The sequence below is a fragment of the Olivibacter sp. SA151 genome (genome assembly GCF_054130995.1).
In genome coordinates, this window is sequence record NZ_CP096391.1 from 1,504,781 (window position 1) to 1,531,530 (window position 26,750).

Consider the following 26,750-nt stretch of genomic DNA (forward strand, 5'->3'; position numbering starts at 1 on the left):
TTTATATGTTTGGAACTTGTTCTTCCTCCAGGTGCCTTAATTTTATAAGTGCGAAAACGGAGTAGTTAAGCATATCCTGATAATTAGCTTTTACGCCCTCAGAGGCAAGAGTTAATCCGCTGTTATCCTCAATTTGTTTTACTCTGAATATTTTCATCAAAATCAAGTCAGTGAGTGAGCCGATACGGAGGTCTCTCCAAGCCTCACCATAATCGTGATTTTTTGAAAGCATTAGCTCTTTTGTTTCGTTAATATATCGGTCATACAATTCTTTCACTTTTTCAATAGGCAAATTCTCCTCTGTATCGGCCGGCAGCTCGAGTTGAATCATGGCAATTATACAGTAATTGATAATACCAATGTACTCAGACGGAATATCATCGGGAATTTTGGCGAATTTGTTTTCTTCAATTGTCCGGATCCGTTGGGCCTTAATGAAAATCTGATCGGTAACAGAGGGCAGCCGCATAATGCGCCAAGCCGTCCCATAGTCCGCCGCTTTTTTCACAAACAGATCTCTACACTTGCTAATAATTATATCGTAAGCCGTCGATGTATTCATTTGGTTCCTGTTCACGTGTATTTATCATTCTCTTAAGTCTTGCAAACCTAACACAAAAAAAAATCTATTTCGAATATATCGAATTGAAATTTAAAAAAACACATCGGAATGTAAAAGCCCCTTGTCAGAAATCAATTTATTGCATGATAATCGCTTTTTCTCTAAGTTTGCAAAAGATAGTCGATCCTAAGCATTAACTCGGGTTCAATACCTGCTCAATTAGATATATGAAATTTTGCAATGTAGGCGGTAAATTGTTGGATTTCCACATACCCAAGATAATGGGGATACTCAATATGACACCCGATTCTTTTTTTGATGGTGGAAAGCATAATAACCTTAATAATGCATTGGATAGAGTGGGAACGATGTTAGAAGAAGGGGCGGATATAATTGATGTTGGTGCTTACTCGTCGCGACCTGGTGCACGCGTGGTGGATTTCCAAGAGGAGTTGGACCGATTACTACCAATAGTTGATGCTATTCGAAAAACTTACCCAAACGCTGTTTTATCCATTGATACCTTTCGTGCGGATGTTGCTATCGAGGCAGTTAAATACGGTGCTCATATAATTAACGACATTGGAGGAGGAAATCTTGACGAAAAAATGTTTACTACTATCGCCAGACTGGGTGTTCCCTATGTACTTATGCACAGTAAAGGGACGCCCGAAACCATGCAAAATGAAACCGCTTATCAAGATCTGATAAACGATATTACCAGTGATCTAACAAAGAAGATAGAGGCGTTGCGTTCAGCAGGGGTCAAGGATATTATAGTTGATCCCGGCTTCGGTTTTGCCAAAACATTAGAACAGAACTATCTGTTACTGAGTAGGATTGAAGAGTTGAGAGTCTTGGGGCTTCCCATATTGGGTGCCGTGTCGAGAAAATCAATGATATATAAGCTGTTAAATAGCAGTCCTCAAGAAGCATTAAACGGAACCAGTGTATTAAATACAATCTTACTGTTTAAAGGCGTTGAAATGATCAGGGTACATGATGTTAAAGAAGCGGTTGAAGTCAGAAAACTCGTCATGAAAACCCGTGCCGGTGAAGCTAAAAGGAGTTCATACTATGAATAAATTTATACTATCTTTTATTTTTTTTATTGTTATAGGTGCCGCAAAAGGTCAGCAATACAAGCTAGAGAAACTGCAAGAAGGAAACGAAGTCAGCTTCAGAGGAATGTCTATTCCAAATGACAGTGTGGCTTGGATTACCGGAACGAAAGGAACCATCGCGAAAACAACAGATGGAGGCAAAAACTGGACTTGGCTAATTGCCAAGGGTTACGAAGATTTCGATTTTCGGTCAGTAGTGGCTTTTTCAGATAAAAAAGCGGTTATGGTAAATGCGGGAAGCCCTGCTGTCATTCTATTAACTGAAGATGGAGGAGAGTCGTGGGAAAAAGTGCATAGTTACGATATCAAGGAGATATTTTACGACGGCATGGGGTTTTGGGATGAGAAAAGGGGAATCGTATTTGGCGACCCTATAGAGGGGAAACTTCAGCTTGTCGCGACAGAGGATGGTGGACGTACTTGGCTAAATATTAGTGACGAAGCTAACGTCCAAATGAAAGCAGGAGAAGCGGGCTTTGCGGCAAGTGGTACCAGCATTCGAACAGTAGGAAATGGTTTAGTGTGGATTGGAACCGGTGGAACGCAAGCACGTTTGTTGTTTTCTTATAACTTCGGACAATCTTGGACGAGTTATAAAGTACCTATTGAACAGGGCGAAGCTTCGCAAGGTATATTTTCGTTAGCGATAAACGGACAAAAACAGCTCGTTGCTATTGGAGGTGATTATAAGAATTTTAAAAACAACAACAATGTAATCCAATTATCAGGCAATGGCATAACATGGAATGCACCCAAAACCAGGTTGTCTGGCTTTAAATCCTGTGTTGAATTTATTAATGATACGTTAGTTATTGCAACAGGCACATCAGGCACCGATCTTTCCATGGATAGCGGACAATCATGGAAATTAATGGATGAAAAAGGTTATAATGTGGTCCGATCTTCCGAAAGCGGCCGTTTTGTTCTGTTAGCAGGCGATAAAGGAAGTATTTATCGGTTAGTGGAACCAAATAAATAGTGTTTGAACGATGGAAGAGCCGGGAATGATCATTTTGAAGCTCTATTTCCATTAACTATCAACTAACAGGTAATTATTTCTGTATAAAATTAATACCTACTGCCGTTTCGTATTAATAAGAATATTGCATAAGATTAATATGCTAATGCCTATACAGAATATATTCCAACCACCCATATGAAACAGAAAAATCCCAATAGCTGATCCCGCGGCACCTCCTATAAAGGTGGAGGTCATAAATACCGTGTTGAATCGATTTCTAGCGTCCGGTTTTAACGAATAGATGAGCGTTTGATTGCTAATCTGTAAAGCTTGATGACCTATATCTATTAAAACGATGCCTATGATGAGCAGGATTATTTTACTACCCGTAAAATAAAAAGCAACATATCCAAGTAGTTGTGCTAATAAACCTAATAAAGATATCTTTTTAACAACCGCTATACTTCCGCTACTTCGCTTACCAACCAAAGGGGCTGCCAATGCACCGGAGGCCCCAATAATGCCAAATAAACCGATCTGAACTGTATTGTATTCAAAGGGCTTAGCCGATAAAAATAAAACCATAGTAACCCAAAAGGCACTCATGCTGGCAAATGATATGGCATTGCTGATCGATGCGATTCGTAGTTGCGAAAATGTTTTTACATAGTAGATAATCGATAACATAAGCGATTGATAAGTACCTTGGTAGGTAGACTTGCTTTTCACAAATACCCTTTGCATGATTAATACTAGGAGAAAGCAGATAGTGGCGGCTGTATAATACATTTGTCGCCAACCGAAAGTGTGCCCAATATAGCCACTTAATGATCTGGAAGAGACAATGCCTATCAACAGCCCTCCCATTACCAGGCCGATCACACTGCCTCGTTTTTCCTCAGGAGCAAGGCTGGCCGCTAGCGGAATAATCAGTTGCGGGACAATCGAAAACAATCCGATGAGAAAGCATAGTACCTGTAGAAGAAGGAATGATTTTGTAAAGGCCGCACCGAGGAGGACAATAACGGAAAAAGTGGTTGTAACGATAATCTGTTGTTTCTTTTCCAATAGATCACCTAGCGGAACAAAGAGTAACAGACCTGCTGCATAACCTAATTGGGTAATATAAGTAATGCTTCCGGCTTCTGCTTCCCGTATACCAAAATCGTCTGCTATAAGAGGTAGCAGAGGTTGGCAATAATACAGGTTAGCAACGACCAAGCCGCAGCAAATGGCCATAAACAACGTGAGGTACTTCATTAAGTATAGCTAAGCATCTCGTACGCCTAAGTGATATAGGCATACGAGTGCAATTAAATTATTTGGCAAAAGTTCTGAAGTCCTGATCAGCTTTGATATTTAAAAGTACTTCGTATATTAATCGAATTACATTATCAACATCTTCTTTATGAATCATTTCGACCGTGGTATGCATATATCGGAGTGGGAGAGATATGAGCGCCGATGGCACCCCCCCATTAGAATAGGCGAAAGCGTCTGTGTCGGTACCGGTTACTCGTGAAGAAGCCTGTCGTTGGAAAGGAATTTTCTTTTCAATGGCTGTATCGATCAGGAGCTTGTTTAAGTTAATTTGAATTGACGGCGCATAAGAGATGACGGGACCTTTTCCGCATGCCAAATCACCTTGTGTGATTTTGTTGATCATCGGCGTCTGCGTGTCATGCGTCACATCCGTTATAATAGCGAGATTAGGTTTAATGGTTTGGGTGATCATTTCGGCACCGCGTAAACCAACCTCTTCTTGTACCGCATTTACAATATATAAAGAGAAAGGTAATTTCTTTTTGTTTTCTTTCAGCAATCTGGCAACTTCTGCAATCATAAGACCTCCGGCCCGATTGTCGAGCGCACGGCCGACATAGTAACGGTCGTTCAATAACATGAACTCATCCTCATAGGTAATAACTGATCCCACATGAATACCCAGCGCTTCAACTTCTTCTTTGCTTGTACAGCCACAATCGAGAAAAATGTTTTTTAAAGAAGGCGCTTCTTCTTTTTCCCCGCCTCTGGTATGAATGGCAGGCCAACCAAATACAGCCTTGACAACGCCCTTGTCGCCATGTATATTCACGCGTTTAGACGGTGCAATTTGATGGTCAGAGCCGCCATTCCTGATAACATAAATGAGACCGTCATTTGTAATATAGTTAACAAACCACGAAATTTCATCTGAATGAGCCTCTATCACCACCTTATAAGTAGCCTTTGGATTAATTACTGCTACCGCCGTGCCATAGCTGTCTGTAAATGTTTCGTCTACATAAGGTTTTATATAATCTAACCAAATACGTTGCCCTTCCCATTCGTAGCCTGTAGGTGAAGGATTGTTTATGTACTTCTCGAAAAAGCGCAGAGCTTTTTCATTGACAATTGCAACCGGATGCTGATCGGTATTCTTTTTTGATTTTGCCATATATGTGATAATGTTCCTTAAAAAGGCTTAATACTGTAAAGTTAGCAAAAGTACAAAGTTTTCATTAATTACGTTCGTCGATCACCGTCACGTAGGCAACCGGATTGGGTCTTTAATAGGATGTTTCATTCGGGAAACATTAAAGGTCTTTCTCTATATCGTAATTAAAGAATGGACCCCACGTATGGGTGTGACTTACAAACATTTTAGTTTTCTCTGCGTTATTGGAAGAAACTCACCTTCAAGGTAAAAAATATGAATTTCATAGAAAGGTTTGATCAGGGAAGTCAAGATCGCATTATTTTATGCTACGAAGACATAGGAGAGGGTCAGCCTCTTGTGTTTATTCATGGATGGCCGTCCAGTCATCTAATGTGGGAGCCGCAGGTGGACTTTTTTGTTCAGCAAGGTTTTAGGTCCATCGCCTATGACAGAAGAGGTTTTGGCATGTCGTCCCGTCCATTACATGGTTATGATTATGATACGCTGGCTGATGATTTGAATGATATATTGGTGCAGCTTGATTTACACCAGGTGATCTTAGTCGGATTTTCAATGGGTGGAGGTGAAGTTGCTCGATACTTTACTCGTTATGGTAGCAGTCGGATTCATAAGGTTGTGTTACTTAGCTCTGTTACACCTTATATGCTTAAAACTGCTGATAACCCGGATGGTCTGGAGGCAAAGGTGTTTAATGAAATGATTGACGGGCTCGTGAGCGATCGACCTGCCTTTTTGGAAAGCTTCTTTAATGATTTTTTTGGTGTTAATTTGGTTAATAAACCGGTAAGTAAAGCGATGTTGGAATATCAAATGTCGATTGCACTTACAGCGTCTCCCATAGCCACCAAGCAATGCGTCAAAGCTTTTTCGGAAACCGATTTCCGTGATGACCTAGCTAATATTTCGGTTCCCACGCTCATCGTTCATGGCGATGCCGACAAAATTGTTCCGGAAGATATAAGTGCTAATGTGGCTTGTACATTAATAGCAAATTGCCAATTTATTCTTTATCCAGGTGCCCCACATGGTCTGTTTTTGACACACAAAGAAAGATTGAATAACGATTTGTTGTTATTCTTTCGTGATTCGTTGTGATAAGTTTAAGGTGTATTGATACGTCTTCTCAATAGATGTATATAGGAGATTAAATCGCTGATCATAAATCAGATAGTTGGAATATTTTCTTCATCATTCACATATTTAAAAAAGCTTCGTATCTTTAATTTCGATTAAGAGCCACCAATATGCTGAATACTACAATTAATATCCCTCGTCTCAACCTGTTAGATTTTACAGAAGGGACCGCTGAACAACGGAAGCAATTTTCTGATGATATCGGGAAAGCTTTTACAGATACCGGGTTTGTCACTGTTGCCAATCACGGAATGAACAAAGAACTCATCGATGAATTATATGAAGTTGTTAAACAGTTTTTTGCTTTACCGGAAGAGGCAAAGCGTGCTTATGAGATACCCGGTTTAGCTGGACAGCGTGGTTACACAGCAAAAGGTAAAGAAAAGGCAAAGGATGCGAAGACCCCGGACTTGAAAGAATTTTGGCAGCGCGGCCAAACGATTATTGGCGATGAAACGTTGAGAGCATCGTATCCTGAAAATGTAGAAGTACGGGAGCTACCGCGCTTTAATGCTGTAACAGAGGAAGTTTACCGTCGTCTGGAAACTGCCGGACGTGCGTTGTTAAAAGCAATAGCCGGTTTTTTGGAATTGGAAGAGGATTATTTTGAAGACAAAGTCATTAACGGCAATTCCATCTTGCGCGCGATACATTATTTTCCTATTGAAAACCCGGATGAGATAGCGCCCGATGCCGTTAGGGCCGGGGCGCACGAAGATATTAATTTAATTACCTTACTGATAGGTGCGAGTGCAGATGGATTAGAGGTACTAACAAGAAACGGTACATGGTATCCGGTAAAAGCATATGGCGAGGATATTGTAGTTAACGTTGGGGATATGCTGCAAAGACTTACTAACAATAAGTTAAAATCTACAACGCATCGCGTGGTCAACCCGCCTAAAGAGCTCATGAAAACCTCACGTTATTCTGTGCCATTTTTTTTACATCCTAAAGCTGAAATGAGTCTGGCTGCTTTAGAAAATTGTGTCGATGCAAGCCATCCTAAGATTTATCCGGATTGTACCGCTGGTGAGTATTTAGATGAACGACTCCGGGAGATTGGGCTGAAGATGTAGTTTAAGGTGTAAAGTATAAGGTTTAGATATAAGGTGTTAGGTGTTAGGTAGGTGAAAACTTAAGAAAGCCCTCAAATCCTAACGCCTAACGCCTAACTCCCATCCTCCCTAAACCCCAAAACACAAATATTTTATTTCCATATATTCTTCAAGTCCGTATTTGGAACCTTCGCGGCCAAGCCCGGATTCCTTTATGCCACCAAATGGTGCAACCGCTGTTGAAATGGCTCCTTCGTTTATACCCACCATACCGGCCTCCAATGCTTCTGCTACACGCCAACAACGTTTAACGTTTTCACTGTAAAAGTAAGTAGCAAGCCCAAATTCCGTATTGTTCGCCAAATTTATAGCCTCTTGTTCCGTTTTAAATCGAAATAGGGAGACGATCGGACCAAAAGTTTCTTCATGTGCAATCTTTGCATTTAAGGGAACGTCACTTAGCACAGTCGGTTCAAAGAATAAATTAGCGATGGGTTTTCCGCCTGTAAGCACTATTGCACCCTTTTTTACAGCGTCTTGTACATGGTCTTCAACCTTTTTTAGTCCATTTTGATTGATTAACGGGCCAACTTTTACTCCTTTTTCTAAGCCATTTCCGACTTTTAAATCCGCAATGGCTTCACTTATTCGCTGCGCAAACTTTTCGTAAATTGCATCCTGCACCAAAAATCGGTTTACCGCGACACAAGTTTGGCCCGAGTTTCTGAATTTTGAGGCAATGGCACCTTGAACTGCCAACTCTATGTTTGCATCATCAAACACAATAAACGGTGCATTTCCTCCAAGCTCTAATGAGATTTTTTTAATAGTAGATGCAGCTTGTTGCATAAGCGTTTTACCAACCGCGGTTGAGCCGGTAAAAGATATTTTCCTTATGGCGCGACTGGTACATAAAAGCTTACCGATACCAGCTGAATCCTTTCCCGTTACAACATTAAGTACACCTTTTGGCAAGCCGGCCTCTACTGCAAGACGAGCAACGGCTATGGCTGTAAGTGGTGTTTGAGAGGCTGGTTTTAATACAACCGTACAGCCAGCGGCCAGTGCCGGTGCCACCTTCCTAGTTACCATAGCTAAAGGAAAATTCCAGGGAGTAATAGCGGCACTAACGCCCACCGGCTGTCGTAATGTCACAATTTGTTTGTCATTCGTAGGCGATGGGATGTGATCACCGTAGGCACGATACGTTTCTTCTGCAAACCAACTAACGAATGAGGCACCATAGTTTACCTCAATTCTGCTTTCTTCCAATGGCTTACCTGACTCCATCGTTATAATTTCCGCTATTTCTTCGGTGTGCTTGATAAGTAAATCATACCATTTCTTTAAAACAGTACTGCGTTCGGCAATCGAAGTCGCTTTCCACGATATCCAAGCCTCCTCAGCAGAATCTATAGCTTGCTCAATGTCTTTAGCTGTAAGATCAGTTACGGAAATGATCGCTTCGCCTGTTGCAGGATTGATGACATCAAATGTTTTTCTTCCGGTTATTGGCTCGCCATTTATAAATGCGGCACCATTAATCAATTTATTTCTTGTTTTCATTTCGTAATCTTTAAAGCGGTTTTAACACCTCAAATAGCCAGCGGCTCAATATAATCGTTATAAAGTTAACACTAATTTCGTTTCTTGGTTTTTGTCTATAGAACCGATTATGGCGATCGAGGGCTTCTAAATACGTTTATTAAATGATTCCATTGATGAAGCTAGCTAAAGTATCGTTTTGTCTATTTCTTTTACCTGGAAACAACTAACTTTGCAGCTTAAATCCGATTCAATATAGATGCTAAAAATTCGGCTGGTTTTTCTATTACTGTTTAGTTTTGCTTTTTTTTCTGCCATTGCCGTTCAGGACACGTCGTCACGTAAACCAGTGCCTCTCTCTTTGAAGTACCTAGTAAGAGACTCAGCCCGTTTTGCACGGGCCATTGAAAAGCAGCGTGTTAAGGACTCGCTAGAGCGAGTTGCAGATTCACTGGCGCTAGTCCGTGATTCGATGCGTATGCACTATATAAAACCCCTTGCTCGCGGAAGTAAGAACCAATTTTTAGATAGTTTGAGAAAGGTTTACATTATTACGGATGGGAATACACTTGTATGGGGGAAAAATATTAACTACAGCGGAAGTAAGCAACTGGGGGTACGAAAGGTACATCGGCCTCGGTGGGTTTTATATACTGTGTTTTCCCTGTTCTTGTTTTTTGCACTCATTAGAATGTTTTTTATGAAAGACCTAGAAGCAATAGCTACGTCTTTTTATAGTAATAGAGTCCTTTTGCAGGTTAGTAAAGAAGATAATCTAATCACGTCTTGGCCTTTCGTGTTTCTATATCTATTATTCGGATTCACCATTGGACTTTTTTTGTATTTGTACGTTTCGTATGGCCAGCTTCAACTGGGATATTCGGAAATAGGTCTTTTTTTTACTATTACTGCGCTTGTATTGATGCTATTTGTCGTTAAAATATTAATAACCCGAGCAATCGGTTTTGTATTTGGTATTCAAAAACTTGTGAGAGACTATATTTCTATATTATATTTAAGTTATTTTAATGCTGCTATAATTTTTCTTCCTTTACTTTTGGTATTGAGTTTAGTGCCGACAAATCATGTAAAAGTTTGGATACTAGTTTCTTGTGCTGTAGGTCTTTTTGTCTTTGCTATGCAGTTTTTGCGCGCCTCAAATACCGTTTTAAAAAGCTATCAGTTTTCAAAGTTTTATTTATTTATTTATCTTTGCACCCTCGAAGTTGGTCCAATACTTATTTTGATCAAGTTATTAGGCATTTAACCGAAACAAAAATAAACACACGTGGCAGCAGAAGATAGAGAAAAAAAAGTAAAAAGCATCTTAGTAACCTTACCGAGACCTGAGAATGATAAATCGCCTTATTTTGCTTTAGCTAGCAAGTATAATTTGAAGCTCGATTTCAGAGCGTTTATTCATGTTGAGGGTGTTCCGGCTAGAGAATTTAGAAAGGAAAGGATTAATCTGGCCGATTTCACGGCAGTGATTTTTACCAGTAGAAATGCTGCGGATCATTTTTTCCGGATTTGCGAAGAGATGCGGTATGAGGTTCCGGCCGACCTTAAGTACTTCTGTTTATCGGAAACAATAGCACTTTATCTACAAAAGTACATCCAATACAGAAAGCGGAAAATTTTCTTCGGTAAGCAGACTGCCCAAGATTTGGAAGAAGTACTCAAAAAGCATGCAAAGGAGAAATTTTTGTATCCTTGTTCGGATGTAGCCAATGAAGAAACGCAAAATTGGTTACAGGAAAACGGTTATGATTTTACTCCTGCAGTATTATTCAGAACTGTTGTAAGTGATCTGTCTGATCTTGCAAATGTGTTTTACGATATTATTGTGTTTTTCAGTCCATCAAGCATTCAATCACTATTTGAGAACTTTCCTGACTTTAAACAAAATGATACGCGTATTGCTGCTTTCGGACCTAGCACCCATCAAGCAATAGCCGATAGAAATTTGATACTAGATATTGCCGCACCTACACCTGAAGCTCCAAGTATGACCATGGCCGTTGAACAGTACATTAAGAAAGTTAATAAGTAGTATCGTTTTAGAAAACTGAAATAATATATAGTAGCAGAACCTAAAAAGTTCTGCTTTTTTTATGGTTATTAAATTGAAGTAGAATTTGATAACCTTATTCGTTTGCATCGAATTACTTTTCTATTTGTAATTCAGTTAGTCGCATCCCTGAAAAATCTGTCAGTTCAAATAATGAACAAAATGAACAAAGTTTAGCCTGATAAGTCAAATTATATTTGTTACAAGGCTGTAATGCGTTCTAAGAGCTGCTTTACTTTTGCTGATTGAGTGATTATGAGGTGGTTATAATGATCAATATGAGGAAAATTTACTATTGTTGTTTTGCGTTGTTGTCCTTTTTTGTTTGTGCGTGTGGTAATCGTAAAGCAGGCGGTGAACTTACAGGTGTTAGACTGAAAGGACTTAAATCGAGTAAGGCCCCAAAAGGAATGGTTTTTATTCCTGCTGGAAGCTTTATAGCCGGTCAGTCTGATGAAGATATCACCAGTGCACAAATCGCACAAAACAGGCAGTTTACACAATCTGCTTTTTTTATGGACGAGACTGAGATTTCAAATAGTCAATATAGGCAGTTTGTCAATTGGGTAAGGGATTCCATCGCCATCACCCAGTATTTAAATGATCCTTCATATTTTATACAGGGAAAGGAAGGTGATAATGCGGGGCAACGTTTTATCGATTGGCAAAAGGTAGGGGACGGCAATGGTTTATGGGGAAAGAAGAATGATAATAAAGATGCCTTAAATCAGATGTACTATCAGGGAGATGATCGCATTTTTGGTCGAGACGAGTTAGATGTACGTTTGCTCAAATATCATTACGAAATTTATAATCATCGCATGGCCGCCGCTAATAAAAATAACAAAAACATGCGACGCTCGGATTTTATTATTCGCGACACGATCGGGATTTATCCGGACACTTTGGTATGGCTAGCCGATTTCTCTTATGCTCAAAACGAACCTATGGTAGAAGGATATTTTTCGCATCCGGCTTTTCAGGATTATCCTGTGGTGGGAGTCAATTGGCGACAAGCGAGAGCGTTTGCTGTATGGCGTACTCGTTTATATGAAAATTACGCCCAAAGGGTTGGCCTTTCTCGATTAGCTCGCTTATCGTACGAATTACCTTCAGAACACCAATGGGAATACGCAGCCAGGGGAGGACTAAATGGGGCCCCTTATCCGTGGGGCGGACCAACTATCCGAAATGCAAAAGGGTGTTTAATGGCAAATTTTAAACCTGGCAGAGGGAATTATGCAGATGATGGAGGTGCTTATACGGTGCCTGTACACTCTTATTTTCCCAACGACTATGGACTTTACAATATGGCAGGAAATGTGGCAGAATGGACAGCCTCTTCATTCGAGGAATCGTCATCATCGTTTATCCACGATATGAATCCAACGTATTCATATGAGGCGAAAAGTAATGATCCTGAAATACTTAAACGGAAAGTTGTTAGAGGTGGGTCGTGGAAGGACATTGGTTACTTTTTACAGAACTCTACCCGAACTTATGAGTACCAGGATACAGCCAAATCTTATATCGGGTTTAGATGTGTAACTTCATACGCGGGACGCGATTTATAGAACGATAGATATGAAACGACTATTTTTTACTTGCATCGGTTTATTGGTTCTATGTCAGGCATATGGACAACAAGAAAATTTATCGAACAGCGTTACACCGATACAGGATGGACCGCCGGTAGACGGCTACTATGTTAAGTCTGACATCGAGAATAGAAAAGTGATTCCTTATTCGCACATAAGAAGTGTTGACGTAATGTATAGTAAACGAGTATGGCGTGAAATTGATCTGCGCGACCGGTTAAATGCTAGTTTCGCTTCTCCTAAATCGCGGCTCATGGATATTTTGATGGAAGCAATTAAAGCCGGTGAGCTGACAGCCTATGATCCTACACCCACTAAGGACGATCCGAACGGCGACAGCTTTAAAACAACTTTAGATCCGTCTAAGCTAATGAGCAACTTGGCTGATAGTGTATTTGTTCCTGAATTTGATGCTGAGGGCAACCAGATCGGCGGGAGTTTTCAATCAGGTGAATTCAATACTGATAGCGTGTTAAAATTCAGAATCAAGGAAGATTGGATATTTGATAAGCAACGATCGGTTTTTGAACCCCGTATTATTGGGATTGCACCTTTAGTTTCCGTGAAGGCTGCTGATGTTTATTTAGACCCACAGCCAGCATTTTGGGTATACTTTCCGGAAGCTAGACACATATTGGTAAATAAAGAGGTAGTAAACAGAAACAACGATGCTACCGGTTTAAGCTATGATGATGTGTTTACAAAAAGGATATTCGCTAGCTATATCGTTAAACAATCAAATCCTGAAGACCTGCGAATTAAGGATTACAAAGAAGGAATTGATAAGCTATACGAATCGGAACGCATCAAGCAAGCCTTGATGGATTACGAGCACGATTTGTGGAGTTATTGATATAACTTTTTAGGATTAGCTATTAGGTGTTAGTTGTCCTTTTTAAGTATTAACAACGGAAATCGTTAGCTGTTAAAATACGCTAGTACCGCTTCGGCTTGTTTTGTATTGACCACTTCCATAAGCTGCTCTTTGGATGCTTCCTTGATCTTTTTTACAGATTTAAAGTTTACTAACAACTTCTCTGCACTTGTTCTGCCAATACCGGGAATTTGCTCTAATTCCGTTTGGAAAGTTTTTCTGCTGCGCTGGTTTCTGTGAAAAGTGATCCCAAATCGATGGGCTTCATCACGTAAATGTTGTATGATTTTTAAAGTTTCCGACCTTTTGTCAAGATATAAGGGATACTGATCTCCGGGGTAGTAAAGCTCTTCTAAACGTTTAGCAATACCGATAACCGTAACTTTTGATTCGATACCTAGTGTTTTAAGGCTTTTTAAGGCTGCCGATAATTGTCCTTTACCTCCATCAATAATAATTAGTTGCGGTAATGAACTACCTTCATCTAACATGCGTTTATACCGACGGAACACAGCTTCTTCCATCGTAGCAAAGTCGTTCGGGCCTTCAACAGTTTTAACATTAAAATGCCTATAATCTTTTTTAGACGGCTTGGCATCTTTAAATACGACAATCGCTGATACAGGATATTTACCCTGAAAGTTCGAATTATCGAAACATTCGATGTGTTTAGGTAATACATTGAGCCGCAAATCCTCTTTCATCTTATTAAGCAGCCGTTCTGTTTTGAGCTCCGGATTTAACTTTTCATACTGGTCCAAGCGTTCCCGTTTGAAAAAACTTACGTTTTTATAAGAAAGGTCCAATAACTTTTTCTTATCGCCTAACTGAGGAACCGTCTGTTTGAAGTTGGGGCTTTCAATGTCGAGGTTAAAAGGAACGATAATTTCTTTGGATGTACTATTGAAGCGGGTGCGAAGTTCTTGAACGGCTAAGCTGAGCAATTCCTGATCACTTTCATCTAATCTCTTTTTCAGCTCAAGAGTTTGCGTTTGTATAACCGTTCCGTTCATTACCTTTAAGAAATTAACAAAAGCATATCCTTCTTCAGAGGCAATATTAAACACATCTACATCGTTGATGGTGTTGCTTACGATCGTAGATTTACTTTGATAATTACTCAGAAGCTCTAACTTTTGCTTAAGAACATGTGCTAACTCGAACTGGAGATTATTGGTGGCATGTTCTAAATTGGCTTTTAATTGCTTGAACACGACACCGGTTTTCCCATTGAGGATATCTTTTATACTTTCGATATTCTGATTATATTCTTCTTCTGTTTGGTACGCTTGGCAAGGACCTTTACAATTGCCAATTTGATATTCCAAACAAACCCGAAATTTCCCTTGTTCAATATTGTTAACCGTTAATGGTAGGTTACAGGTACGCAGTGGAAAAATTTCTTTGATTACACTTAAAATGGCGTGCATCATCCCTACCGAAGCGTAGGGCCCAAAGTATTTTGATCCGTCTTTAATAATTTTACGTGTCCAGAAAATTCGAGGGAAGCGCTCATTTTTAATGACAATCCACGGGTAAGTTTTATCATCTTTTAAGAGAACATTATACCGAGGTTGATGCTTTTTGATAAGGCTGTTTTCCAATAGCCACGCATCGATCTCCGTATCTACAATAGTAAAGGAAATCTTGTTGATCTTTCTAACGAGAACACGTGTTTTCGCATTGTGCAGGTATTCGTCTTTAACGAAGTAAGAGCTTACTCGATTTTTTAAGTCTTTGGCCTTCCCAATGTAAATGAGCGTACCTTGCTTATCATAATATTGATAAACACCGGGCTTATGGGGTATTTTTTTTAACTCTTCCCTGTAGTCAAACGTGCCCATAACTAAAAATCCAGCCGATCGTCAATCTTACCTTCCTCTTCTGAAGGGTAGTCATATTGGTATTTGCCACAGTCCAGTTCCCGCTGCAGGCCACCTGGTGGCAGTTCAAAATCACCCTGACTATATTTTAATTGCTTGTCCGCATACACCTTTTGCATAAAAATGGCAAACATCGGTAGCGCAGCATTAGCCCCTTGGCCAAGTTTAGTACTACTGAAATGTATACTGCGTTCATCGGCTCCTGTCCATACCCCACTTACCAACTGCGGTGTTACGCCAATAAACCAAGCATCGGAGTTAGCTTGGGAAGTACCGGTTTTTCCGCCGATCGGATTAAGCAATTTGTATTTCCATCGAATTCGGCCGCCGGAGCCACTTTGCACCACACCTTTCAGCATATCAACCATAACATAGGCTGACTGATCGTTCATGACCACTTTGACTTTTTTCGTGTGTTCGTAAATCAGCGCACCATTCTTGTCCTCGATGCGTAAGAGATAGATAGGTTCTGTCCAAACCCCGTGATTTACAAAGGTAGAATAGGCGCCTACCATATCATAAACAGAGGCATCAAAAGTTCCCAGGGCGATGGAGGGGTAGGCCGGTACCTCCGAAGTGATGCCCATATTTTTTATCAAGTTAGCTACATTCTGTGCACCAACACGTTGGATAACATCGGCTGTAGCCCAGTTTTGCGAATGCGCTAATGCCGTTTTAAGGGTAATAGGACCGGCAATTGTACCCTCACTTTTCGGTGCCCAGCCGTCGACGTTAATGGGCGTATTGGGCACTTTAAAGCAAGGTGAATAGCCATTGTCAATAGCAACTGCATAAGTAAAAGGTTTTGCCGTAGACCCAACTTGACGTGTTCCCATTTTGACTTGGTCGTATTTATAATGCGAGAAGTTAATGCCTCCAACCCAAGCTTTTACATACCCGGTTTGCGGCTCCATCGACATCATGGCATTCCGCAAAATCAGTTTGTTGTATTTGATAGAATCAAGCGGCGTCATGGTGGTGTCCAAATCGCCCTTCCAACTGAACACGGTCATTTTAACCGGTGTATTGAAATTCTTCTTAACTTCATCTTCAGAAAGGTCACCTTGTTTTAACCATCTGTAGCGATCCGATTGTTTTACCGCTCTATCGATCAGGGTTTCCAAGCCTTTAAATGGGTCTCGACCCTTATACTGGTTGTTGAAAGTTACTTGCAACTCGCGCATCATTTCCTTTTGGGCCTCTTCGGCATAGACTTGCATTCTCGAATCGATGGTGGTGTAAATTTTCAAACCATCACGATCCAGGTCGTATGGGGTACCATCCGCTTTAGTGATCGATAGCTTATTAAATATATTCTTTATGTCGCTTTTTAATACAGCCCTTAAATAAGGCGCAACACCGTCACCATATACATTTGGCCGGAATGCGAGTCCCAGCGGTTGTTCTTTATAGTTTGCAGTTTGTTCGGCTGTAAGAAAACCTGCTTTTCGCATATTTTCCAAAACAGTATTTCGTCTATTCAATGAATTTTTGGGATAGCGGATAGGTGAATAAATACCTGGTCCTTTTAACATTCCGACTAAAACGGCCGCTTGTGGTGCCGTCAACTTCGAAGGAGTTGTATTGAAATACGTACGCGCTGCGGATTTAATGCCATAGGTGTTATAGGCTCCGAAGTCGACCGTATTCAAATACATCGTTAATATCTCCTCTTTGGTGTAATTACGTTCTAAACGTACTGCTATGATCCACTCCTGGAGTTTTTGAATAAATCGTTTGGAAAAGGAACGTGCTCTTCCTTCCTCTTGAAACAGATTTAAGGCCAATTGTTGCGTAATGGTGCTTGCGCCTTGTTTCTTGCCAATAAGGTTATAAAAGAGTATCGTGAAAGTACGCTTGAAATCAATACCGGAGTGAGTATTAAAGCGAATATCTTCCGTCGCAATCAGTGCTTGAATGAGAGCCGGTGATAATTCTTTATAAGTAACATTCGATCTATTTTGGACATAGTAAGTGCCGAGAACGACGCCGTCGGCTGAGATAATTTCGGAAGATAAGTTGCTTTTAGGGTTTTCGAGGTCCCTAAATGAAGGTAACTCACCAAATAAGCCAAGGCCTACACTTGTAAGAAACAAGAAACCTAATATAATGAGTCCTACAACCAATTTCCAAAAAGAAAAGGTGTAGCGTCTAATGTCGTCGTTTGTTAATTTATTGTTTTGCTTTTTTGTGTTTCTTTGCATTTTTCTATATGCCTTTAGCGTTGTTCCTGATATTTGATGAAATAATCATTCACTTTATCGAAATCATCGAGTCCTTGCAGAAATTGCTCTGTTATAAGGAACGTATTATAACTCGCTGATGGTATTTTCATAATATTTTTTAATTGTGTTACCATTTTCTCGGCATAAGCGTTTGCCTCGTCATAGGTGAAAAATTTGCCAATATACAACAGCTGTAATTCATCATCAATCTTCTTTAGTTGATGGATTAGGTTTTTTGAAGGATACTGCCCTCGGTTAAATTGACCAATTCCATATCGAGAGGGACTTAGATTTACGTTTGGATGTTGTACGTTGATAACGAAATAGTACACTGCCGAATCCGGTAAAAGGGCCAAATCCCTATAACTATTGACATGTTCACCAGGCTTATATTCCGCCACTTGAATGCTTCCTTGAAGATTCACTTTTTTATTGAAAGGAGTTACCTGAATGCCCGGTTGATTTTTAGACAAATTTCCTGCCAAATTTCGACGAGGAGTAGGAGTAGGCGCAGCCATTTCCCGATTAAAGGCCAATTCGGGCCACTTAGTGAGAATAGGTTCATCTACAAATTGCTCTCTGCCTGCTTCAATGTCCATTATTGCGACTTTCCTCTCCTGCAAAGATAGTCTATTCGAATCAATATAGCTTAGATGTTGTTCTATTAGAGGTGTAATCAGTTCATTATTAGGATAATCGGATTTAATTTGTTTTAATTCTTGTTCAAAAGTGTCTAATGGGCTCGTTCTGCCAATTGCCAATGCCTTTAGATAGGCCAATTGAGCTGCAATAGCGGGTCTATCATCTCCGTCTATAAGGGTGTTAATGCTATCGGTTAATGCAATCACTTGGTCGAACTGTTTTTCCCCATAAAGTGTATATACTTCGCCATAAAGGTTGTTCAATGTTTGTGATTCCTGATTCAACTTATTGAGGTAATCAGGATCTTGAATAACTTTGGCATAAATTGACTGTGGAGAAGAAGACAGGAGCTGGTTTTTATAGCGCGAGCTTTTCTCGGGCTCGCCAAGCTCGCTATACAACCTGTAAAGATTATAGTTAATCAGATCTTTTTCTGTCAACTGTGGAAAGCGAGCTAATAACGTGGCGTAAACTTTGGCGGCAGCTTCTTTATCTTGTAGGTTATCGCGGTAAATTTCGCCCAGCTTAAGATAAGCGTAAATTATTTTCCGGTTAGACTCTTTTAAAGACTCTTCTGTCAAGGGAATCGCCTGAATAAAGTTTTCCTTTTCCGCTAATGCGGCCAACTCGTTCGTCATCGAATCTTTCTTGATCTCCAAGAGCTCTGTCTCGTTGGCATATGACGCATCCGTACCCTTATTTTTAAAACGCCAATTATCTTCCAATGAACGATTGCCCCACCGTCTTCGAAAGGCACTGAGCCCACTGCTTACGGCTGCCGGATTATTGAAATAGAAGCTTGTTGAAGTCGCCCCCTTATTCGCTGCATCACGAAGGGGTACATCATTAAAGTTTAGGTTTTGCGTTTGATTGGCTGATACATTTGTCTGAGCAACGGATTTTTCTTGAAGTTTTCGGTGCTCAAAGATACTGTCTATTTTTTTTGCTCTGGCCTCATCCGGTAATTTTGCCAGCATTTGAAGGGTGTCTTGTGTGGAAATGGTATTTAAATGAAGCACTAACTCATCTAAGTGGCTGACTTTTGATCGAATCAGTTCATAGTTCGGAAAATTGGTGTCTATAAGCGTTGACGTACTGTCATAATAAAGTTTCGATTTTTCATAGGCACCCTGTTCAAAATAAAGATCGGCCATCTTCAAATAGGTGAGGGCTCGCTGAAAATTATTGGTACTCTGCTCTTTTAATGATGAATTGAAACTTTTCAAGGCTTCTTCTTTCTTTTCTGCCTGCAGATAGGTCTCGCCTATGATATAGTGGATTTGGTCAGTGAACCCCCTGTTTTTATCGTCTTTGAGCATCCTTTTAAGCTTGGATATGGTATTAACATACGAGGAGTCCCCCTCATTTTTTTGCATAAAGACCTCATTCAATTGTGCGTTGAAAGCCATTTCAAAAGAAGCGTTGCTTTTGATAACCCGCTTAAAGTGAGCCGAAGCTCCAACGTAGTCTTTTTGTTTTTGCAATAATTGACCTAGCAGGTAATGCCAGCGTAATTTCTCTTTCGCGTCTTTACTTTCGTCAATAGCTAGATTAAGCGACTGTATCGCATGGTCAAGGTCGCCAGTTTCAATGTCATATTTAGCTCTTGTTGCGTAAGCCAAGGCCGAAGTGTGTTTATTTCCGGCGGCGACACTAAAAGCAGAATCCAGTACTTTTGCGGCTTGCTTTACATAGCCAATTTGGAGAAGTGCCCGACATTTCCAGGCCAAAGACGCTTCTAGTAGCTCGGTTTTACCTGGGGTTACGGTATTGATTACATAGGAAAAAAATTCGGCGGCGTTGTAATAGTTGCCCTTTTCGTAGTTAGCTCTTGCCATGATAAAATAAGCATCATCTATATATTTGCTTTCGCTCTTATCATTGATAATAGTAACTGCTTTCTGTATAACAGAGTCCATCAGTTTGGCATTTGAGGAAATACTCGCTTCATTCGGTTCAATAAAAACCGGCAATGGATGTTGATAATTGGGTTTTGCCAAGCTAATCCGGTTTTGTTCCGCATCATGCAATATTTTTTTTGAATTATATAGAATATTGAACTTGGTGGTAATGTTTTGCATCAAGTCTGTTTTTACCGCCTTTTCTTTTTTATTAAGGAAGCAGCTCGATAAGAATAGTACGCTGATAAACAGGATATGGAATGTAATTTTAGGCTTTTTCAATGGATAATTGGTGGATAAAATGGTTTCCGGAAAGATAGAATGCGGATTTATGCTTCTGCGTCGATGAGTCATCAATTTAAAAATATATACAAAGTTAAATCTCTTTTGCTAATCTGAAAATCTTATTATAACTCCGCTGATCCGCTTTCAACACTAATTATAAAGATACAGTTTTTGTTATTGCCAACAAAGGATTCTTCCAGATACATTGTACGTTTTAAATGACCTTTTTTAAAAATATTCAATGCCTAATTGTCAGTTATCATCCGGACGCAAGCACTGTTAAGAGACACCTATTTTATTTTGGATTGCTCGAATAATAAGCATTTTAGCTAAGTTTGCATCTTCAAGGATACAAAATGAAACCTAAAAGAGATCGATCAGACTTTCAGAAGGAAGGAAAAGCATATGTCTATTATACGGGATTAGGATTTCAAATGATTGCGACCATTGGTGTATTTGCTTTTATTGGTTATAAGATCGATATGGCAAAAAAAGGGGATGTGGGTATTTACACGGGCCTGTTTTCGTTAGTAGGCGTTTGTGTAAGCCTATATTCTACCATTCGATCGGTTTTGAATAAAAAATAGCATATATTAAGAAGGCGCATGACATTACTAAGATTTACGCTCTTTTACGGAATTTTCGGGTTGGTATTAGCCTTATTATCTTATTTGCTTTCTGTGCTTTTTCAAGGGCATGCGTTGCTGGTGTCCAATTATTGGCTCATTTTTCTTTTTCTTTTTTTTCTTACCTACATTGCCTATCTGGTTTCTTACTTCGGGATTCAAAAAACACCTCAAACAGGGGTTTTGGCCATGATGGGAGGGATAATTTTGAAGCTACTCTTTGCTCTATCCTTTGCTTTGGTGATCTTGATGAAAACAGCTGAAAACCAGCTAGTTTTTGCGTTGAATTATTTTTCTTTATATTTATTATTTACACTCTTTGAAGTTATGTCTTTGTTGCGTAACTTGCGCCACCAAAATAATAAGTAAAAATCACGGAATAAATGAAATTTAGCCACTTTTTGACTTCAAAAAAATCAGGAATACTAGCGTTTTTTGCCGTTTTCTTCGCTTTTTTGAACGCCAATGCCCAAAATCATGATCATGGTCAACATGCAGATTCGACCGCAGTAGAACAGGTGGAAGCAGGCCATCATGAAAACCATGAAGAAAAAGAGTTTGATATTACGAGTTTTATCTTTCATCATATAGGTGATTCGCACGAATTTCACTTTTGGGGACATGGCGAAAGTTGGACAGGTTTGTATCTTCCGGTTATTCTTTATACACATAATGGGTTGGTTACTTTTAGTGCAAAAGAATTTCATTTGAATGATGATGGGAGTGTAGTAGTGGAAAAGGCGGGTATGCGTTTTGCTCGCTCGCACGGAAAAATCTATTACGCCGCAGAGGAGGCAGTGCATGGAAGTTATGTACATCATGAGCAGAACACTGATGGACAAGAGGTGGTGACGAATTCCCGTCCGATTGACTTATCGATCACCAAGAACGTATTTACGATTTTCTTATCGGTTGCTATTTTGCTTATTGTATTTCTAACGGTAGCAAAAGGTTACAGGAAACGCGAAGGTAGGGCTCCGAAGGGGTTACAGTCTGTATTGGAACCGATCATTATATTTGTTAGAGACGATATTGCAAAACCTAATTTAGGACATAAATACGAGAGGTATATGCCGTATCTTTTAACGGTTTTCTTTTTTATTTGGTTGAATAATATGCTGGGTTTGGTACCTTTCTTCCCGGGAGGTGCCAATGTTACCGGGAATATTGCTATTACTATGATATTGGCTTTATTTACATTGATTATCATCTTGTTCAGTGGTAATAAGTATTATTGGGGCCATATTTTTAACCCTCCGGTTCCATGGTGGTTGAAACCTTTGATGATCCCTGTTGAGATTTTCGGGATCTTTACTAAGCCTTTTGCTTTGATGATCCGTTTGTTTGCGAATATCACCGCAGGTCACATACTTGTGCTGTCTCTACTATGTTTGGTATTCATTTTTAAATCGCTAGCTGTAGCACCGGTATCCGTGTTTTTTGTTGTATTTATCGGTGCCATTGAATTGTTAGTAGCCTTTATTCAAGCTTTTATCTTTACCATTTTATCTGCGCTTTTTATTGGAATGGCTATAGAAGAGCATGCTGACCACTAGAAAATTATTAAACATTATTGTTAAACTAAATATATAAATTAAATCAAAATGACTGGAACATTAGCTGCAATTGGAGCAGGTCTAGCTGCGATAGGCGCTGGATTAGGTATTGGTAAAATCGGTGGTTCTGCAATGGAAAGCATCGCTCGCCAACCTGAGGCTGCTTCAAAAATTCAAACTGCGATGTTGATCGCTGCTGCCTTCATTGAGGCTGTTGCGTTATTCGCTGTGGTTGTTTCTTTAATTGCAAAATAAGGAAACCCCGAATGAAAAAAGGGAGCCTATCCTCGGGATTGCCGTTTATAGGCTCTTTTCACAGACATTAAAGCACCGTTTATATATAAAAGCACTTAATTAATACACAATATGGATTTACTCATCCCTGAGATTGGCTTAATTTTTTGGCATACCCTTTCGTTTTTGCTATTGTTGTTTTTACTCGCAAAATTTGCATGGAAGCCGGTGATGAAAGCGATTGGAGATCGCGAACGCTCAATTGAAAATGCGTTAGATGCAGCGGAAAAAGCGAAACAGGAAATGGCACGCTTAACAAATGAAAATGAACAATTGTTAAAAGACGCCAGAGCCGAGCGCGATCTTATTTTAAAAGAGGCTCGCGAAATAAAAGAGCAGCTATTGAAAGATGCAAAAGAACAAGCGCAGTTGGAAGGAAACAGAATGATTGAAAAGGCACGTATTGAAATTAACAATCAAAAGGCCATCGCAATGGCTGATGTTAAAAACCAAGTGTCTAAGCTTTCATTGGAAATTGCCCGTAAAGTTTTACAACAAGAGTTAGCGGATAAGAACAAGCAAGAAGCTTTAGTCGGTGAGTTGTTGAAAGAGGTGAAATTAAACTAATCAGCTAATTCCTATTAAAGATATGTCAGAATTTAAGGTTTCATCTAGATACGCTAAAGCACTGTTGGATTTATCCATCGAGCAAGGTGCGCTTGATCAGGTACGAGCGGAAATAGGGCAGCTAATCGCCGTAGTTAAAGACCACGTGGAATTGCAGGCGGTATTGAAGAATCCGATTATCAAACACGATAAGAAAATCAACATACTTACTGCACTTTTTGGAGCGAAGTTTAGCCCGGTTGTGATCGGATTTTTTAAAATTATGATCAACAAAGGACGAGGAGATATTCTGTATGCAACTGCACAGGAGTTTGTCCGCAAATACAATGAATACAAAGGCATTGTTACCGCCAAGGTAAGCTCAGCTGCTCCATTATCAGCTGAGAATGTGGCTCAATTGAAGCAGCTTATTGCCTCTTCAACAGGCAAGGAAGTAATCCTTGAGAACTCGGTTGATGCCGATTTAATAGGCGGTTTTGTGGTAACTGTAGGCGACAGGCAGGTTGATGCGAGTTTAGCAGGTCGTCTTAATAAATTAGATAGGGCTTTTCATGCCTAATAATTGTAAAGGTTTAAAAGAGAAATATATAAAATAAAGATAAAATGGTAGAGGTAAGACCAGATGAAGTATCGGCAATCTTAAGAGAACAATTGTCGAACTTTAAATCAGAAGCCGAACTAGAAGAAGTTGGTACTGTACTCCAGGTGGGAGATGGTATTGCTCGGGTTTACGGCCTAACCAAAGTCCAATCAGGTGAATTGGTTGAATTTGAAAACGGATTACAAGGAATTGTACTTAATCTTGAAGAAGATAATGTAGGGGTGGTGTTGCTAGGATCTTCAGATGAAATCAAGGAAGGTGATACCATTAAACGGACCAATAAAATTGCTTCCATCAATGTTGGTGAAGGAATGCTTGGACGTGTTGTAAATACCCTGGGACAGCCGATAGACGGAAAAGGTCCGATTACCGGTAAAACTTATGAGATGCCTATTGAGCGAAAAGCTCCAGGTGTTATCTATCGTCAACCAGTAAATGAACCGCTTCAAACGGGAATTAAAGCTATCGACGCAATGATTCCGATCGGTCGTGGACAACGGGAGTTGGTGATCGGCGATCGTCAGGTGGGTAAAACGGCAGTTTGTATCGATACCATTCTTAATCAAAAGGAATTTTACGATGCAGGTGAACCCGTATATTGTATTTATGTGGCTGTGGGACAAAAGAATTCAACCGTTGCCAATATCGTTCGTACTTTAGAAGAAAGGGGAGCATTGGCTTATACGATCGTAGTTTCAGCTTCTGCTTCCGAACCGGCACCCATGCAATTCTATGCGCCCATGGCAGGTGCTGCAATTGGTGAATTTTTCCGCGATACAGGTCGCCCGGCCCTGATTGTATATGATGACTTGTCTAAACAGGCTGTGGCTTATCGCGAAGTATCTTTGTTACTTCGTCGCCCTCCCGGACGTGAGGCTTATCCTGGGGATGTATTTTACCTTCACAGCCGCCTTTTAGAGCGCGCTGCAAAGATCAATGCGTCTGATGAAATTGCACGCAACATGAACGACCTTCCGGAATCATTGAAAGGCATTGTTAAGGGAGGAGGATCGTTGACAGCGTTGCCTATTATAGAAACACAGGCAGGCGATGTATCTGCTTATATTCCAACAAATGTAATTTCAATTACTGATGGTCAGATATTCCTAGAGTCTAACTTGTTCAATGCTGGTGTAAGACCTGCTATTAACGTTGGTATTTCGGTGTCTCGTGTTGGAGGTAATGCGCAAATAAAGTCGATGAAGAAAGTTGCCGGAACTCTCAAATTAGATCAGGCACAATATCGCGAATTGGAAGCTTTTGCCAAGTTTGGATCGGATCTGGATGCTGCAACAAAGGGCGTGCTTGACAAAGGTGTGAGAAACGTTGAGATTTTGAAGCAAGGTCAGTTTGCACCGGTGCCTGTGGAGAAACAAGTTGCTATTATCTACGCAGGTGTCAAGGGCTTGTTCCGTAGTGTTCCTGTAAATAAGGTGAAGGAGTTTGAGTCTAACTATCTGCAACAGTTGGAGTTACGTCATCCTGAAGTGCTTAAGGACTTGAAGGCTGGTAAATTCACGGATGATATTACCGCTGTTTTAGATAAGGTAGCTAAAGAGATAGCTGCGAGTTATTAGAATGGTTGCGAGTTGCCAGTTGCGAGTTGCCGGTTTTCTTAAAACGTACAACTTACGCGCAACCCATAACTAACAACGCACAACTTTTATAAGTATATGGCTAATTTAAAAGAAGTTAGAAATCGAATTGCATCTGTAAGCTCTACACAGCAGATTACAAGAGCCATGAAAATGGTGTCAGCTGCGAAGTTAAAGCGCGCTACCAATGCGATTGTACAATTACGACCTTACGCTGAAAAGTTGAAAGACATTTTAGCTAATTTATCAGCTTCAGTGGAAGGTACTTCTTCTCCGTTTATGGCTGTTCGGAAACCAAAAAAGATTTTACTGGTTGTAGTAACTTCTAACCGTGGTTTAGCGGGCGCTTTTAACGCAAATGTGATAAAGGCAACCAATCTGTTGATTACCGAGAAATATCAAGAGCAACATCGCAAAGGAAACGTAAAGATTATTGCTATTGGAAAGAAGGGACAGGATTATTACCGAAAGAATAAATATGAGGTTTTAGGTAACCATACCGAGCTGTTTTCGAAACTGAATTTTGAGAATACCTCAAAGATCACCGAAGAAATCATGGATGGTTTTATAAACGGTGAATTCGATCGAGTTGAACTTATCTATAATCAGTTTAAAAATGCTGCTGTCCAATTCTTAAAGACCGAGCAACTTTTACCTTTGCTTCCTGCTGAAAAGGATGAAGCAAAGACTTCTCAGAATGTAGTCGATTATATTTTGGAGCCGTCGAAAGAAGAGATTATTCAGGAGTTAATACCAAAGTCCATAAAAATACAGTTATATAAGGCGGTTCTGGATTCGCATGCTTCAGAGCATGGGGCCCGGATGACTGCAATGGATAAAGCTACCGACAATGCGGGGGAATTGCTTAAATCACTTAAGCTTTCTTATAACCAAGCACGTCAGGCGGCTATTACTACTGAGCTTACTGAAATTGTCAGTGGCGCAGCGGCTTTGTCCAACGGCTAGTAAGCTACGACTATTTAAAAAAGGCCTCCACAATACACTGTGGAGGCCTTTTTTTATTTGAAGGACAGACCGGTCTTATCTATCCGTTAACAATGGTTATGCGACCGTAGGAAGCCATGAAAGTCTATTAAAGAGAACGTTTATGAATAACACCGTATTGACTAGCTAACAAGCGTCCCTGCTATTTTTCTACTTAAATACGTAACGAAGCACCAAATATTTTTATTCCATCAAAAAAAGTT

The 26,750-nt window shown here is 40.0% G+C and carries 23 protein-coding genes; 16 read left to right on the top strand and 7 right to left on the bottom strand.

The window, feature by feature from the left end; all coding sequences use genetic code 11:
- Position 1: 1 nt before the first annotated feature.
- The gene (locus tag M1D52_RS05870) at positions 2-562 is read right to left on the bottom strand and encodes a DUF1599 domain-containing protein (protein ID WP_013668438.1); all 561 of its coding nucleotides are present in this window, start codon (positions 560-562) and stop codon (positions 2-4) included.
- A 227-nt stretch (positions 563-789) separates the two neighbouring features.
- Here M1D52_RS05870 and folP point away from each other — a divergent pair, with 227 nt between their 5' ends.
- Both folP and M1D52_RS05880 read left to right on the top strand, forming a co-directional pair.
- Positions 790-1,647: a dihydropteroate synthase gene (gene folP / locus M1D52_RS05875; RefSeq protein WP_013668437.1), complete on the top strand. Its 858-nt coding sequence runs from the start codon at positions 790-792 to the stop codon at positions 1,645-1,647.
- Positions 1,640-2,665, top strand: coding sequence for a WD40/YVTN/BNR-like repeat-containing protein (locus M1D52_RS05880; RefSeq protein WP_013668436.1), 1,026 nt, complete (start codon positions 1,640-1,642; stop codon positions 2,663-2,665). Before folP ends, M1D52_RS05880 begins: the two co-directional genes overlap by 8 nt.
- Positions 2,666-2,761: 96 nt before the next feature.
- Here M1D52_RS05880 and M1D52_RS05885 read toward each other — a convergent pair whose 3' ends face one another.
- Complete coding sequence (locus M1D52_RS05885) at positions 2,762-3,907, bottom strand: MFS transporter (RefSeq protein ID WP_437364482.1); 1,146 nt, start codon at positions 3,905-3,907, stop codon at positions 2,762-2,764.
- A gap of 58 nt (positions 3,908-3,965) precedes the next feature.
- A complete protein-coding gene (locus M1D52_RS05890) occupies positions 3,966-5,084 on the bottom strand; it encodes a M42 family metallopeptidase (RefSeq protein WP_013668434.1) in 1,119 nt (372 codons plus the stop codon).
- 255 nt (positions 5,085-5,339) lie between these two features.
- Here M1D52_RS05890 and M1D52_RS05895 point away from each other — a divergent pair, with 255 nt between their 5' ends.
- Both M1D52_RS05895 and M1D52_RS05900 read left to right on the top strand, forming a co-directional pair.
- Entirely contained in the window at positions 5,340-6,182 is an 843-nt protein-coding gene (locus M1D52_RS05895; RefSeq protein WP_130858578.1) for an alpha/beta fold hydrolase, read from the top strand.
- Between the two features lie 149 nt (positions 6,183-6,331).
- Positions 6,332-7,300, top strand: a complete 969-nt coding sequence (locus M1D52_RS05900) for an isopenicillin N synthase family dioxygenase (protein WP_013668432.1) — start codon at positions 6,332-6,334, stop codon at positions 7,298-7,300.
- 108 nt (positions 7,301-7,408) lie between these two features.
- Here the strand turns inward: M1D52_RS05900 and M1D52_RS05905 are convergent, their stop codons facing one another.
- Positions 7,409-8,845: an NAD-dependent succinate-semialdehyde dehydrogenase gene (locus M1D52_RS05905; protein ID WP_437364485.1), complete on the bottom strand. Its 1,437-nt coding sequence runs from the start codon at positions 8,843-8,845 to the stop codon at positions 7,409-7,411.
- A gap of 457 nt (positions 8,846-9,302) precedes the next feature.
- Here M1D52_RS05905 and M1D52_RS05910 point away from each other — a divergent pair, with 457 nt between their 5' ends.
- From M1D52_RS05910 to porN, 4 genes are all read left to right on the top strand, one after another.
- Positions 9,303-10,091, top strand: coding sequence for a DUF4271 domain-containing protein (locus M1D52_RS05910; protein ID WP_168204603.1), 789 nt, complete (start codon positions 9,303-9,305; stop codon positions 10,089-10,091).
- Positions 10,092-10,112: 21 nt separating this feature from the next.
- Complete coding sequence (locus tag M1D52_RS05915; protein ID WP_013668429.1) at positions 10,113-10,877, top strand: uroporphyrinogen-III synthase; 765 nt, start codon at positions 10,113-10,115, stop codon at positions 10,875-10,877.
- A gap of 296 nt (positions 10,878-11,173) precedes the next feature.
- A complete protein-coding gene (locus tag M1D52_RS05920) occupies positions 11,174-12,469 on the top strand; it encodes a gliding motility-associated lipoprotein (protein ID WP_013668428.1) in 1,296 nt (431 codons plus the stop codon).
- Between the two features lie 10 nt (positions 12,470-12,479).
- On the top strand, positions 12,480-13,346 hold the full coding sequence (porN, locus tag M1D52_RS05925; protein ID WP_013668427.1) for a type IX secretion system ring subunit PorN/GldN: 867 nt from the start codon (positions 12,480-12,482) through the stop codon (positions 13,344-13,346).
- Between the two features lie 65 nt (positions 13,347-13,411).
- On the opposite strand, the gene uvrC is transcribed toward porN, so the two are convergent.
- Genes uvrC through porW form a run of 3 tightly spaced genes read right to left on the bottom strand, consistent with a single transcriptional unit; the run spans position 13,412 to position 20,372 of the window.
- Positions 13,412-15,211, bottom strand: coding sequence for an excinuclease ABC subunit UvrC (gene uvrC, locus M1D52_RS05930; RefSeq protein WP_013668426.1), 1,800 nt, complete (start codon positions 15,209-15,211; stop codon positions 13,412-13,414).
- 2 nt (positions 15,212-15,213) lie between these two features.
- The gene (locus M1D52_RS05935) at positions 15,214-17,454 is read right to left on the bottom strand and encodes a transglycosylase domain-containing protein (protein ID WP_437391836.1); all 2,241 of its coding nucleotides are present in this window, start codon (positions 17,452-17,454) and stop codon (positions 15,214-15,216) included.
- Positions 17,455-17,468: 14 nt separating this feature from the next.
- Positions 17,469-20,372 (bottom strand): type IX secretion system periplasmic lipoprotein PorW/SprE, encoded by a 2,904-nt coding sequence (gene porW, locus M1D52_RS05940; protein ID WP_437391837.1) that lies wholly within the window; start codon positions 20,370-20,372, stop codon positions 17,469-17,471.
- Positions 20,373-20,659: 287 nt separating this feature from the next.
- Here porW and M1D52_RS05945 point away from each other — a divergent pair, with 287 nt between their 5' ends.
- The 8 genes from M1D52_RS05945 to atpG all read left to right on the top strand — a co-directional run bounded on the left by M1D52_RS05945 (position 20,660) and on the right by atpG (position 26,508).
- A complete protein-coding gene (locus M1D52_RS05945) occupies positions 20,660-20,890 on the top strand; it encodes an AtpZ/AtpI family protein (RefSeq protein ID WP_013668423.1) in 231 nt (76 codons plus the stop codon).
- 18 nt (positions 20,891-20,908) lie between these two features.
- Positions 20,909-21,298: a hypothetical protein gene (locus M1D52_RS05950; RefSeq protein WP_013668422.1), complete on the top strand. Its 390-nt coding sequence runs from the start codon at positions 20,909-20,911 to the stop codon at positions 21,296-21,298.
- Between the two features lie 14 nt (positions 21,299-21,312).
- Entirely contained in the window at positions 21,313-22,485 is a 1,173-nt protein-coding gene (atpB, locus tag M1D52_RS05955) for a F0F1 ATP synthase subunit A (RefSeq protein WP_013668421.1), read from the top strand.
- A 48-nt stretch (positions 22,486-22,533) separates the two neighbouring features.
- Positions 22,534-22,740: an ATP synthase F0 subunit C gene (gene atpE / locus M1D52_RS05960; protein WP_010601523.1), complete on the top strand. Its 207-nt coding sequence runs from the start codon at positions 22,534-22,536 to the stop codon at positions 22,738-22,740.
- Between the two features lie 111 nt (positions 22,741-22,851).
- Complete coding sequence (locus M1D52_RS05965) at positions 22,852-23,346, top strand: F0F1 ATP synthase subunit B (RefSeq protein WP_013668420.1); 495 nt, start codon at positions 22,852-22,854, stop codon at positions 23,344-23,346.
- A gap of 22 nt (positions 23,347-23,368) precedes the next feature.
- Positions 23,369-23,905: an ATP synthase F1 subunit delta gene (gene atpH / locus M1D52_RS05970; protein WP_437391838.1), complete on the top strand. Its 537-nt coding sequence runs from the start codon at positions 23,369-23,371 to the stop codon at positions 23,903-23,905.
- Positions 23,906-23,949: 44 nt separating this feature from the next.
- On the top strand, positions 23,950-25,524 hold the full coding sequence (atpA, locus tag M1D52_RS05975) for a F0F1 ATP synthase subunit alpha (RefSeq protein WP_437364496.1): 1,575 nt from the start codon (positions 23,950-23,952) through the stop codon (positions 25,522-25,524).
- Positions 25,525-25,620: 96 nt separating this feature from the next.
- Positions 25,621-26,508 (top strand): ATP synthase F1 subunit gamma, encoded by an 888-nt coding sequence (atpG, locus tag M1D52_RS05980; RefSeq protein ID WP_013668417.1) that lies wholly within the window; start codon positions 25,621-25,623, stop codon positions 26,506-26,508.
- The last annotated feature ends 242 nt before the right edge of the window (positions 26,509-26,750 follow it).

Excerpts from the sequence above, each read along its gene's own strand:
- M1D52_RS05870 (WP_013668438.1), bottom strand. The coding sequence starts at position 562 with ATGAATACATCGACGGCTTACGATATAATTATTAGCAAGTGTAGAGAT.
- folP (WP_013668437.1), top strand. The coding sequence starts at position 790 with ATGAAATTTTGCAATGTAGGCGGTAAATTGTTGGATTTCCACATACCC.
- M1D52_RS05880 (WP_013668436.1), top strand. The coding sequence starts at position 1,640 with ATGAATAAATTTATACTATCTTTTATTTTTTTTATTGTTATAGGTGCC.
- M1D52_RS05885 (WP_437364482.1), bottom strand. The coding sequence starts at position 3,907 with ATGAAGTACCTCACGTTGTTTATGGCCATTTGCTGCGGCTTGGTCGTT.
- M1D52_RS05890 (WP_013668434.1), bottom strand. The coding sequence starts at position 5,084 with ATGGCAAAATCAAAAAAGAATACCGATCAGCATCCGGTTGCAATTGTC.
- M1D52_RS05895 (WP_130858578.1), top strand. The coding sequence starts at position 5,340 with ATGAATTTCATAGAAAGGTTTGATCAGGGAAGTCAAGATCGCATTATT.
- M1D52_RS05900 (WP_013668432.1), top strand. The coding sequence starts at position 6,332 with ATGCTGAATACTACAATTAATATCCCTCGTCTCAACCTGTTAGATTTT.
- M1D52_RS05905 (WP_437364485.1), bottom strand. The coding sequence starts at position 8,845 with ATGAAAACAAGAAATAAATTGATTAATGGTGCCGCATTTATAAATGGC.
- M1D52_RS05910 (WP_168204603.1), top strand. The coding sequence starts at position 9,303 with ATGCACTATATAAAACCCCTTGCTCGCGGAAGTAAGAACCAATTTTTA.
- M1D52_RS05920 (WP_013668428.1), top strand. The coding sequence starts at position 11,174 with ATGAGGAAAATTTACTATTGTTGTTTTGCGTTGTTGTCCTTTTTTGTT.
- porN (WP_013668427.1), top strand. The coding sequence starts at position 12,480 with ATGAAACGACTATTTTTTACTTGCATCGGTTTATTGGTTCTATGTCAG.
- uvrC (WP_013668426.1), bottom strand. The coding sequence starts at position 15,211 with ATGGGCACGTTTGACTACAGGGAAGAGTTAAAAAAAATACCCCATAAG.
- M1D52_RS05935 (WP_437391836.1), bottom strand. The coding sequence starts at position 17,454 with ATGCAAAGAAACACAAAAAAGCAAAACAATAAATTAACAAACGACGAC.
- porW (WP_437391837.1), bottom strand. The coding sequence starts at position 20,372 with ATGACTCATCGACGCAGAAGCATAAATCCGCATTCTATCTTTCCGGAA.
- M1D52_RS05945 (WP_013668423.1), top strand. The coding sequence starts at position 20,660 with ATGAAACCTAAAAGAGATCGATCAGACTTTCAGAAGGAAGGAAAAGCA.
- M1D52_RS05950 (WP_013668422.1), top strand. The coding sequence starts at position 20,909 with ATGACATTACTAAGATTTACGCTCTTTTACGGAATTTTCGGGTTGGTA.
- atpB (WP_013668421.1), top strand. The coding sequence starts at position 21,313 with ATGAAATTTAGCCACTTTTTGACTTCAAAAAAATCAGGAATACTAGCG.
- atpE (WP_010601523.1), top strand. The coding sequence starts at position 22,534 with ATGACTGGAACATTAGCTGCAATTGGAGCAGGTCTAGCTGCGATAGGC.
- M1D52_RS05965 (WP_013668420.1), top strand. The coding sequence starts at position 22,852 with ATGGATTTACTCATCCCTGAGATTGGCTTAATTTTTTGGCATACCCTT.
- atpH (WP_437391838.1), top strand. The coding sequence starts at position 23,369 with ATGTCAGAATTTAAGGTTTCATCTAGATACGCTAAAGCACTGTTGGAT.
- atpA (WP_437364496.1), top strand. The coding sequence starts at position 23,950 with ATGGTAGAGGTAAGACCAGATGAAGTATCGGCAATCTTAAGAGAACAA.
- atpG (WP_013668417.1), top strand. The coding sequence starts at position 25,621 with ATGGCTAATTTAAAAGAAGTTAGAAATCGAATTGCATCTGTAAGCTCT.